This window comes from Duncaniella muricolitica (genome assembly GCF_910574735.1).
In the GTDB taxonomy this organism is placed as follows: Bacteria; Bacteroidota; Bacteroidia; order Bacteroidales; family Muribaculaceae; genus Duncaniella; species Duncaniella muricolitica.
Genome location: NZ_CAJTCF010000010.1, coordinates 11890 through 23691, shown reverse-complemented (window position 1 = coordinate 23691; position 11802 = coordinate 11890). Strand labels below are relative to the sequence as shown.

Here is an 11802-nt window from a genome sequence, read left to right as displayed (position 1 = left end):
AAGTTAATTCTTGTAGTTAAAAGAGTCACAAGTTAAAAAAGTCAAGATAATAGTCCGGCTTATGTAACCGAGCTATTATCTTGACTTTTTTAACTCTCTAAACTTTCTAAACTATAAGAGATAAACTATAAGAGTACTACGAGATGCGTGACCAGTCGCGGATGCGGGAGTTGAGGAGGGCGAGCTGGCGCGGGAGTATGGCATTGGCCGGAGAGGTAAGGTCGGGGTCTGCGTCAAGCACCTCACAGGCCGCGTCGCGCGCCATCTGCACTATCTGGCCGTCAGTGGCAAGATTGGCTATGTGAAGGTCAAACGGTATGCCGCTCTGCATTGTGCCCTCTATATCGCCCGGACCGCGCATCTGCATGTCGGCCTCGGCTATCTCAAAACCGTTGGTGGTGGCCGTCATCAGTTCGAGACGCCGGCGCGTATCCTTGGCAATCTTGCGTTTGGTCATGAGTATGCAATAGCTCTGCCCCTCGCCTCGGCCTACACGTCCGCGTAGCTGATGGAGCTGCGACAGGCCGAAACGCTCGGCATTCTCTATGAGCATCGTCGTGGCGTTGGGCACATTGACACCCACCTCAATCACCGTCGTGCTCACAAGTATCTGTGCCTCGCCCGAGGCAAAAATACTCATCTGATAATCTTTCTCTTCGGGCTTGAGACGACCGTGCACATAGGCCACACGATAGTCGCGGTATATCTCGCAGATGTTTTCATAACCCTCCTCGAGCGAACGCAGGTCGAGCTTCTCGTTCTCGTTGATAAGCGGATATACTATATAGACCTGCCGCCCCATCTTGAGCTGTCGCGCTATGCCCTGATAAGTCGACAGGCGGTTCTCGTCATAACGCAGCAGAGTCTGCACCGGCTTACGGCCGGGGGGCAGTTCGTCGATCACGCTGACGTCGAGGTCGCCGTAGACAGTCATGGCGAGCGTGCGGGGGATGGGCGTGGCTGTCATCACCAGCACATGGGGAGGTATGACGTTTTTGGTCCACAGGCGGGCACGCTGCGCCACACCGAACCGATGTTGCTCGTCGATGACCACATAGCCGAGGTTGTGAAACTTCACACGGTCTTCAATCACGGCATGTGTGCCTATGAGTATGTGGAGCGAGCCGTCCTGCAACTGAGCGTCGATGACATCGCGCTCCTTTTTGCGCGTCGACCCGGTGAGCAGTCTCACGTTTATCCCCATCGGAGCGACCATCTCGCGTATGGTCTCATAATGCTGAGTGGCAAGAATCTCGGTCGGGGCCATCAGACATGCCTGATAACCGTTGTCGAGGGCTATGAGCATGGTGAGCAGGGCCACGAGGGTTTTGCCGCTACCCACATCGCCCTGCAGAAGACGGTTCATCTGGCGTCCTGTCCCCATGTCGGCGCGTATCTCTTTTATGACACGTTTCTGCGCACCGGTGAGCGGGAAGGGGAGAAACTGGCTGTAAAAATTGTTGAAAAACTGCCCGATGTGCCCGAACATAAAGCCTTGGGTCGACGACGAGCGGCGACGAGCATAACGCTGGATGTCGAGCTGGAGATAAAACAGCTCCTCAAACTTGAGCCTGAGTCTCGCCCTGTCGAGCATGGCCATCGAGGGGGGAGTGTGTATGACGGTGAGAGCCGTGCGCAGGTCCAGGAGCCCGTAACGGTTTACTATATGCTCGGGCAGTGTCTCGGGTATGTAACGCGCACCGGCAAGAATCTCGGCGGCGGCTGTGGCGAATGTGCGCGACGAGAAGCCGCGGTTGCGCAGTTGCTCGGTGAGCGGATACACTCCGCGAAATCCTCCCGAGGCCAACGGTGCGCCGGGCGGATCAATCTCGGGATGCACCATGCTCCAGCGGCCGTTGAACACCGACGGCTTGCCGAAGAGTGTATACTCGGTGTGGGTATGATACAGCTCGCGCAATGACTTCACGCGCTGAAACCACACCACCTCCATAGTGCCGGAGCCGTCGCTGAAAAGCCCGACAAGACGCATCTTGGCCCCCTCGCCTATGGTGTTGAACGACACAAACTGTCCTCTCACCTGCACGGCGGCCATATCCTCGCCCTCAAAATCACGTATGCGCCTGATGGTGGTGCGGTCTATATAATGAGTCGGGAAATGATAGAGCATGTCGTGATAGGTCCTTATGCCGAGATTCTTCTCAAGAAGCTCGGCACGCTTGGGACCTATCCCCCGCAAATATTTTATATCGGTATTCCTCAAGAGATTGTTCAGAGATTCAACATTATTCTTTCGATGTCGCCCGGATTGGTGACCTTGATGTTGGCCGTGTCGCCCTCCACGAGCGCGAGCGGGCCGAGACCGGCGGCCTCGACCACTGAAGCGTCGTCGGTAAAGGTTGGGAGGAGCTCCTGACGGTTGGCCTCGATGAGCGTGCGTCCGTCAAACACCTGAGGGGTCTGCACGGCTCGGTAGAGCGAACGGTCGACGGCCTTCGAGCCGCCGTCGGGCTCAAGCACACGCAGCGAATCGGTAACAGCCACCACGGGTATGGCTCCGCGGCATGTGTCGGAGAGCGCGGAGAGCAGACGTTCCATCATGGCGCGCGTCACCATCGGGCGCGCGGCGTCATGCACGCTCACCCACCCCACGGTGTCGGGGTCGAGGGTCATGACGGCGTTTTTCACGCTATGGGCGCGCGACGGACCGCCGGCGACAATGGTGTGAGGGAGAGTGAAAGAGTGTTCGCGACACATCTCCTCCCACATACCCGTCATGTCGGCACTCAACACCACAATAATGCGTGCACCGGGAGTCGCTCCGGCAAGACGCTCCATGGTGGTCATGAGCATCGGACGGCCTGCAAGGTCGCAAAACTGCTTGGGCAGATTGCCTCCGTAGCGGCTTCCGCTCCCGGCCGCCACGATTATGTGCACATTGTCTGCGCTGTCGGGATAATGTATCATAATTTCATTATTTATGTCCGCAAAGATACGAAAAAGCGGTGTTGCGGACAAACCGCAACACCGCTCCTCACGTTTCAACTATTTATTTATGAGAGCCTCAGTATCCAGTTTCACAACTCGGTAAAGAGGACGAGGGATGTTATATCTTGTCTTATCTTTCTACCTTACCCCTTAGTGTCATGTTCAGGGGGCCTTTTATTTACTTTTCATGATTAAAACAAACTGCCATGCATTTTTGCACGGCAGTTTGCGCTAAAAGTGATTAAAAAACCCTAATGGAATGGCCTAAATTAAGGTTTGAGTGTTAATTCAGGGCTTTTTTACATGGCAAAAGCATTGAATCCGCCGTCGACTACGGCCACGGTGCCCGTCACAAAAGTCGAGGCGTCGGAGATGAGATACTGTATGGTGCCGCACAGCTCTTCGGGCTTGCCGAAACGCTTGAACGGAGTCTGGCGTATCACATCCTCTCCACGCTGAGTGTATGAGCCGTCGGGATTGGTGAGCAGCGAGCGGTTCTGATTGGTCAGGAAGAAGCCCGGAGCTATGGCGTTGACACGTATGGCGGGGGTGAACTTGGTGGCTACCTCGTTGGCGAGGAATGCGGTGAAGTTGGATATACCGGCCTTGGCTGCGGCATATCCGGCCACACGGGTCATGGGGCGGAAAGCAGCCATCGACGAGAAGTTGACGATGGTGCCGCGGCCGGCCTCGACCATCGGGCGCAGAAACACCTGGGTGGGGATTACCGAGCCGGTGAGATTGAGATCAAGCACCGTGCGGAACGCTTCGACCTCAAGGTCGAAGAAGTTGCCGTCGGGCGCGATGGTGGCACCCTTCATGTTGCCGCCGGCTCCGTTGAGCAGGGCGTCCACGCGGCCATAGCGGGCGAGGATTTCATCACAATTGGCCTGCACGACCTCGGGATTCATAACGTCGGTGACAAGAAACATCGCCTCGCCACCTTTGGCCTTGATAGCCTCGACTATCTCGTCGCCCTCATCCTTGCGGCGACCCATGAGCACCACCTTGGCACCCTGTGTGGCGAGATATTCGCCTATGCAGCGGCCGAGCACACCTGTACCGCCGGTGATGACAACGACCTGATCTTTTACTGAAAACAATTCGTTCATGATATATTGCTTTTTCTATCTATGATATTAACCTTTGACACAGGCTGCCATGACGCCCTCTATCTGTCCCAGGGCAAGCATGCGCCCGTGAAACGAGTAGCCGGCATTGTAGCCCTTGTCGGCATCGTCGAGCATCAGTTCGGCATGGTCGACACGCATCGGGATATTGGGATTGACCTTCTGGAATATCTTCACAACCTCTATCAGACGCGGGTCGAGGTGAGACGACTCCTTGAAGTCGCCCCCCGAAAGGGTCTTGCAGATGCGGATGTGGGCAAAGTGGGTGCGTGAGGCATATTTGCGTGCCAGCGCGACCACATCGTTGTGAGGTCCGGCACTGAGCGAGCCGGCACAGAAGGTCAGACCGTTGTGCGGGTCAGGCACGGCGTTGAGAAACGCCTCGATGTCGGCATCGCAGGTGACTATGCGGGGGAGTCCGAGGATGGGACGCGGGGGGTCGTCGGGATGCACACACATATTTATATTGTATTCGCGACACACGGGCATGATGGCGTTGAGAAAATAAGCCATGTTGGCGCGTAGCTGTGAGGCGTCGATGCCGTCATAGAGCTTGAGCAGCTCGCGGAACTTCTGCACGGGGTCGAGATCGGCCTCGGAGATATTGCCGTTGACAAACCCCTGGGTCTTGACAATGATATTGTCGACGAGACGTTTCTCGCCCTCGGGGGTCATAGACTCCTTGATTTTGGCCACACGCTCGAGAGTAGAGGCGTCATAGTCGGCCTCGGCACCCTCACGCTTGAGTATGTGGATGTCAAAATAGGCAAATTCGCCGAGATTGAAGTAAAGATTGGATGTGCCGTTGGGATTGGGGTAGTCCAGATCGGTACGTGCCCAGTCGAGCACAGGCATAAAGTTGTAGCATACGGTGGTCACTCCGGCCTTGCCGAGATTGGCGAGCGACTCTTTGTAACGCTCTATCAGAGCGTCGCGGTCAGGACCGGCATATTTTATCGACTCCGACACGGGCAGACTCTCCACCACGCTCCACCTCATCCCCTTTGACTCGATGAGAGCTTTCATCTTCTCGACCTCCTCAAGAGGCCACACCTCACCGTTGGGTATGTGGTGCAGGGCTGTGACGATGCCTTCGACTCCTATCTGACGGAGCATGTCGAGAGTAATTTTGTCGTTAGGCCCAAACCATCTCCATGTTTTTTCCATAACTGATTCTGTACCTATTTTTAAAATTATATGATTTAGGAAAAGTAAAAAGAATTGCAGGGACGGTGGCCGCAAGCCTCCGCCCCTGCAATTTTAAGAATTACTTACGGGCTTCGGCTACGTATCCGAGAGCCTCACGGCACTTGTCGGTAACATACTGCCAGTCCTGAGCCTTCACCTTGTCGCCGGGGAAGAGCTTTGAACCCATACCTACGCAGAACACACCGGCCTTGATCCAGCCTTCGATGTTTTCCTTTGTAGGCTCTACGCCGCCGGTGACCATGAGCTTGGTCCAGGGCATGGGAGCGAGAAGACCCTTGACAAACTTGGTGCCGAGCACGTCGCCGGGGAAGCACTTGCACAGGTCGCAGCCTGTCTCCTGAGCGGCACCCACTTCGCTGACTGTACCGCAACCGGGGGTGTAGGGGACAAGACGACGGTTGCACACGCGTGAAACCTCGGGATTGAACAGCGGGCCTACGATGAAGCATGCGCCGAGCTGGATATAGAGAGCGGCGGTGGCGGGGTCGACAATCGAACCTACACCCATAGCCATTTCAGGACACTCCACGGCTGCAAATTTCACTACCTCAGCAAACACTTCGTGAGCGAAGTCACCGCGATTGGTAAACTCAAACGCACGTATGCCGCCCTCATAGCAAGCCTTGACAACCTGCTTGGCTACTTCGGCATCCTTGTGATAGAACACAGGCACCACACCGGTAGCTCCCATCTTGGCGAGCACGGCGATTTTATCAAATTTTGCCATTGTTTAGATAATTTTAGTCCCGCAAACCGACGCGATATTGCCACGGACATAGGCTGACGGCAATATCACGCGGCCTGCGAAAGTGTAATTAGATATTAATATGTACGGTTTTTGTTAAGTAATATTATAGGATTTCCGATTGATTTTATCTCTTGTTGCGGTTGCGCCACAGGTTGGTCATATCCTCGAGTGTCTTGCCTTTGGTCTCAGGCACAAGCGAATAGACAAACCACGCGGCCACGATGCATATCACACCGTATAGCGCGTAGGCAAACATGTGTCCGAAACGGTCGCCCATATCGCCGAGCGACATATTGTACATAGGTACAAACGTCGACGAGACGATAAAGTTGAATATCCACTGGAAGGCCACGGCGATAGCCACGGCAGCCGAGCGGATGGTGTTGGGGAAAATCTCGGCGATGAGCACCCAGCAGATGGGGCCCCATGAGAACATGAACGAAGCCGAGTAGACCATGATTGACACTACCGGGAATATCGGGGGCACACCGTCGATAAGGTTGCTGAGAGCGACACCCATTGCTCCGATAGCCATGCCTATCGAACCCCATATGAGGAGCGGCTTGCGGCCGAGCTTCTCGACTGTAAAGACTGCCACGAGTGTGAAGGTGATGTTGACGATGCCCATGTAGACGGTGTTCATCATCGGGTCAGACATGCCCATCGACTCAAAGATGCGGGGTGCGTAGTAGAGCACGGCATTGATACCGACTGCCTGCTGGAACACTGAAAGCATGACACCGACAAAGATGACCATGACGCCAAACGAGAAGAGTTTTTCGCTCTTGACCTCGGTGGTCTCCTTAATCTGTCGGAGTATCTCCTTGGCTTTCTCATAACCGTTGATATGCGAGAGCACATTGAGGGCCTTCTCGTCCTTGCCGACAAGGGCAAGATAGCGGGGCGACTCGGGCACAAGGCACACAAGGATGGTGAAGATGCCGGCCACGAAAGCCTCGGAGCCGAACATGTAACGCCAGCCGGTGGTGATGGTCCACTGGTCGCTCTGGCTGCTCACCTGATAGATGGTCTCGGAGATTTTCTCGATGACAGGCTGAGTGTGCTCGCCGAGGATGAGGAAGTTGACAAAGTATACTACAAGCTGACCGAAGATGATGGCAAACTGGTTCCACGACACGAGGGTGCCTCGCATGTTGGAGGGTGCCACCTCGGCGATATACATGGGGCAGATGGCCGAGGCCAGACCCACACCGACGCCGCCGAGTATACGGTATATGTTAAACACTACGAGCAGCGAAGCTGTGGGCTTGCCATACTCGAAGAGCAAAAATTCAGGATAATAGCTGCCAAGGGCCGACAGGAAAAAGAAGACGCCGGCGATGGCGAGAGACTTCTTGCGACCGAAAAAAGAGGCGAAGAAGCCGGAGAGAGCCGAGCCGATGATGCAGCCCAGCAACGCGCTTGACGAGGTGATGCCGTGGATGGTGTCGGTGTAGACAAAGTCCTTGGCTCCGAGGAAGAATGCCTGGAGACCCTTTTCAGCACCCGATATTACGGCCGTGTCATATCCGAAAAGCAGTCCGCCGAGCACTGCCACCAACACGATGGAGAACAGGTAGACCTTGCTTCCGTTTTGAGGATGATTCATGGTTTTAGAAAAATACTTAGTGTTATGTGTTTGTGATTATGCTGAGTGTATATATATATGCCGAAAAGTTTAGGAGTCCGGGGCACAATTCTGTGGAGAATCATGCACCCTGACTCTTAAACTTTCAGATTGCCTTCAGAGGGGCAAACCCGATTAGCAATACATGTTGAGGATAGCCTCGTAAAGCTCCTGCTTGCCTGAGGTCACCTTGGGTTCGGGCTGGGTCTTGGCATAAGCCACTACATCCTCGAGGGTGAGCTTGCCTTCCTCGAACTCCTTACCCTTGCCGCCGTCAAACGAAGCGTAACGCTCGGCGAGCATAGCCTTGTAGGGTGATTCCTCGAGCATAGCGGCTGCGCTCTCGAGTGCGCGGGCCATAGCGTCCATACCGGCGATGTGGGCGATGAAGATGTCCTCGAGGTCGGTAGAATTGCGACGGGTCTTGGCGTCGAAGTTGGTACCGCCGTTGCCGAGGCCGCCGTTGCGGATGATCTGCATCATGGCCTGGGTGAGCTCATAGTTGTCGATGGGGAACTGGTCGGTGTCCCAGCCGTTCTGATAGTCACCGCGGTTGGCGTCGATAGAGCCGAGCATGTTGTTGTCAACAGCTACACAGAGCTCGTGCTCGAAGGTGTGGCCGGCAAGAGTAGCGTGGTTAACCTCGATGTTGACCTTGAAGTCGTTCTCCAAACCGTGAGCCTTGAGGAAGCCGATTACTGTCTCGGTGTCGACGTCATACTGGTGCTTGGAGGGCTCCATGGGCTTGGGCTCGATGAGGAATGTGCCGGTGAAGCCCTTGCTGCGTGCATAGTCGCGGGCGATGCGGAGCATTGTGGCCAGGTGCTCTTTCTCACGCTTCTGGTCGGTGTTGAGGAGGCTCATGTAGCCTTCGCGACCGCCCCAGAACACGTAGTTCTGACCGCCGAGAGCGATGGTGGCGTCGATAGCGTTCTTGATCTGAACGGCAGCGCGTGCCACTACGTCAAAGTCGGGGTTGGTGGCTGCACCGTTCATGTAACGGCCGTTGCCGAATACGTTGGCTGTACCCCAGAGGTTCTTGATGCCGGTAGCGGCCATCTTGCCCTGGAGATACTCTACGATTTCCTTCATGCGGGCCTCGTAACCGTCGATGTCGCCGAGGTCACCGATGAGGTCGGTGTCGTGGAAGCAGAAATACTCGATGCCGAGCTTCTCCATTACCTCAAAACCTGCGTCAGCCTTCTGCTTGGCGATGGTCATGGGGTCGCTGCCCTCGTTCCAGGGGAAGGTCTTGGTGCCTGTGCCGAACTGGTCGCCGCCCTCAGCGCAGAGGGTGTGCCACCATGCCATGGCAAACTTGAGCCATTCCTTCATGGGTTTGCCGAGGATTACTTTCTCTGCGTCATAGTAACGGTAAGCGAGGGGATTCTTAGAGTCTTTGCCCTCAAATTTGATTTTTCCGATGGTAGGGAAATATTCCTTTACTGCCATAGTTAGATAAAATAAAAAATTTAAGATTATATATTATGTGTTGATTTTTAAAAATTTACAGTTGGGCGAGCAGACGCTGCTTCCACAAAGCGTAGGCGTCGGCATAGGCCTGACGGTCGGCCTCGACCGGCTCGATGACCTCAATCTTCTCGAGCGAAGCGAAAGCCTCGTTGTTGTCGGCATAGATGCCTGCGCCGATACCGGCACCCTTGGCTGCGCCGACCGAGCCGTCGGTGTTGTAGAGCTCGATGGTGGCTCCGCTCACGCCGGCCAGCGTGTTGCGGAACAGCGGACTGAGAAACATGTTGGCATGTCCGGCATGTATCTTGCTCAGCTTCATGCCCATCTGTTCCATCACTTCCATGCCATACATGAATGAGAACACTATGCCCTCCTGCTCGGCGCGGAGCATGTGGGAGCGGTCGTGGGTGAGGAAATTGACGCCGTGGATAGAGCATCCCACCTCCTTGTTGCGCAACACGCGCTCGGCTCCGTTGCCAAACGGTATCACCGACACGCCGGCGGCTCCGATGGGGGCTGTGGCGGCGAGGTCGTTCATGCCGGGATAGGAGATGCTGTCGGGGGCCATCACACGCTTGCTCCACGAGTTGAGGATGCCTGTGCCGTTGATGCAGAGGAGCACACCGAGACGTGTCTGCTCGGGGGTATGGTTGACGTGGGCAAAGGTGTTGACGCGGCTCTGGGGGTCATAGTTGACATCGCCGAGCACACCGTATACCACACCCGAAGTGCCGGCGGTCGAGGCCACCTCACCGGGATTGAATACGTTGAGCGAAAGAGCGTTGTTGGGCTGGTCGCCGGCGCGGTATGACACGGGGATTCCCTCGGCCAGACCGAGCTCTGCGGCGGCCTCGGCTGTCACTGTGCCCTGAATGGAGAAGGTCGGCACAATCTCGGGGAGTATCGAGGCGTCAAAGCCGAGATAGTCAAGAAGGAACTGTGCGGGGCGTCCCTCCTTAAAGTCCCAGAGCATCATTTCGCTCAGACCGGATATGGTGGTGCATACGCGGCCGGTGAGACGCAGGGCTGCGTAGTCGCCGGGAAGCATGATTTTGTGGATGCGTTCAAATGTCTCGGGCTCGTTTTCCTTCACCCAGGCCAGCTTGGTGGCGGTGAAGTTGCCGGGCGAGTTGAGCAGATGGCTCAGACAGGTCTCTTCGCCGAGCTCGCTGAAAGCCTTCTCGCCATAGGGCACACCGCGTGAGTCACACCATATGATGGCGGGACGCAGGGGCTGCATATCCTTGTCGAGCATTACGAGTCCGTGCATCTGATAGGAGATGCCGATGGCCTTGATGTCGCGGGGATCTACTTTTGATGTGGCCATAACGCTGGCCGTGGCCTGTTTCAGACAATCCCACCACTGCTGGGGACGCTGCTCGGCCCATCCGGGACAAAGTGCTATGATCTCAGCTTCGGTGCGGGGATAGAAATCCGAGGCTACCGTGCGGCCGCTCTCGGCGTCGACGAGACTCGCCTTGACCGACGAGCTGCCTATGTCATATCCTAAAAGGTACATATATTATATAATAATGAATGGTTAGATTCGTATGTGTGTATGTGCGTACAGGTGTGTTTAATCCGGTCGGTCAACCTCAACGCGATATGTTGTAAATCTTGCGGTCAAACTTGAAGTAACGCGCGGCGCGGTGGGCCACTCCCTTCTGCCGCTCCTCGAGGGGTATCACGTAGGGCATCTGGGAAATCTTCTTGTGGAAGTTGCGCACATCCAGACTGCGCCCGTAGATTATCTCGGTGAGCAGACGAAGCTGCGAGGCCGTGAATTTCTTGGGCAGGAGGTCAAAGAGTATGGAGCGGTTGTTTTCCACCTCACGGCGCACGGCCTTGAGGGCTTCCTCGATGATGAGATTGTGGTCAAAGGCCAGAGTGCCGACCTCGCCTACCGGCATCCACACGGCCGACTCGCGGTCGACAATCTTCTGCATGGGGCCGTCGAGCTTGACGAGCGCGAAGTAAGCTATGGTGACGATGCGCTCCACATGGGCCTGCTGGGCACGCTCGAGCCACACGACATCGCGCTGATTGCTCGTGCGGTTGCGCGAACCGAAGGCCTTGAATTGCTGCAGGGGCACATCTTTGACTCCCGTAAGCTCATGAAGCACACGCATGGCGGCCTCGTCGAGATCCTCGTCCTGATAGATGAGACTGCCGGGGAGCTTCATGTCGTTATACTCTCCGGCCTGATCCTCGCCGCGACGCTTCACAAGAAGCACTCTCAGATTGGTACCGTCAAATCCGAGCACTACGCAGTCGATGGATATGTGATTATTCGCCAAAGGAGCCATGGATGATTTTCAAGGTCTTTTAGTAGGTTTTACAATTTCTCCGGCAAATATACGAATCTTTTCTATATATCCACAAATATTTTTGATGTTATAAAACATTAAATTCTACAATTTTAGTTTTCTTACTTTTAACAATATCACACATATGTCGCTAATATCCTAAAACTTAAAAAATTGTATAAAATAGGGCGTCACGGTGTCGGTCACGCCAACATTCTTTGGCCCGAAGGTGTTAGTATAAGTGGAAGGCCGCTACTCAGGTCGCCTGCGGGAAAGCTCCTCACGCACTCTTCTACAATCCCCGCAGGGCATCACGTAGGGCCGGCCACGTATTCAACAAATAAAAAATAATAACATCTAATT

General features: G+C 55.1%; 9 protein-coding genes. All 9 read right to left on the bottom strand.

The genetic code is table 11. The features are described from left to right. Positions 1–136: 136 nt before the first annotated feature. The 9 genes from recG to QGT73_RS03570 all read right to left on the bottom strand — a co-directional run bounded on the left by recG (position 137) and on the right by QGT73_RS03570 (position 11439). Complete coding sequence (gene recG / locus QGT73_RS03610) at positions 137–2221, bottom strand: ATP-dependent DNA helicase RecG (protein WP_425278378.1); 2085 nt, start codon at positions 2219–2221, stop codon at positions 137–139. Positions 2222–2229: 8 nt separating this feature from the next. Continuing rightward, entirely contained in the window at positions 2230–2925 is a 696-nt protein-coding gene (gene ispD / locus QGT73_RS03605; RefSeq protein WP_280121454.1) for a 2-C-methyl-D-erythritol 4-phosphate cytidylyltransferase, read from the bottom strand. 320 nt (positions 2926–3245) lie between these two features. After that, a complete protein-coding gene (locus QGT73_RS03600) occupies positions 3246–4058 on the bottom strand; it encodes an SDR family oxidoreductase (RefSeq protein WP_280121453.1) in 813 nt (270 codons plus the stop codon). Positions 4059–4085: 27 nt separating this feature from the next. After that, complete coding sequence (uxuA, locus tag QGT73_RS03595; RefSeq protein ID WP_280121452.1) at positions 4086–5243, bottom strand: mannonate dehydratase; 1158 nt, start codon at positions 5241–5243, stop codon at positions 4086–4088. Positions 5244–5343: 100 nt separating this feature from the next. Further along, complete coding sequence (locus QGT73_RS03590) at positions 5344–6012, bottom strand: bifunctional 4-hydroxy-2-oxoglutarate aldolase/2-dehydro-3-deoxy-phosphogluconate aldolase (protein ID WP_123618127.1); 669 nt, start codon at positions 6010–6012, stop codon at positions 5344–5346. A 145-nt stretch (positions 6013–6157) separates the two neighbouring features. Beyond that, the gene (xylE, locus tag QGT73_RS03585; protein WP_280121451.1) at positions 6158–7642 is read right to left on the bottom strand and encodes a D-xylose transporter XylE; all 1485 of its coding nucleotides are present in this window, start codon (positions 7640–7642) and stop codon (positions 6158–6160) included. A gap of 153 nt (positions 7643–7795) precedes the next feature. After that, a complete protein-coding gene (gene xylA, locus QGT73_RS03580; protein WP_280121450.1) occupies positions 7796–9112 on the bottom strand; it encodes a xylose isomerase in 1317 nt (438 codons plus the stop codon). A 55-nt stretch (positions 9113–9167) separates the two neighbouring features. After that, positions 9168–10652, bottom strand: a complete 1485-nt coding sequence (locus QGT73_RS03575; protein ID WP_280121449.1) for a xylulokinase — start codon at positions 10650–10652, stop codon at positions 9168–9170. 76 nt (positions 10653–10728) lie between these two features. Then, entirely contained in the window at positions 10729–11439 is a 711-nt protein-coding gene (locus tag QGT73_RS03570) for an NUDIX hydrolase (protein WP_280121448.1), read from the bottom strand. Between the last annotated feature and the right edge of the window lie 363 nt (positions 11440–11802).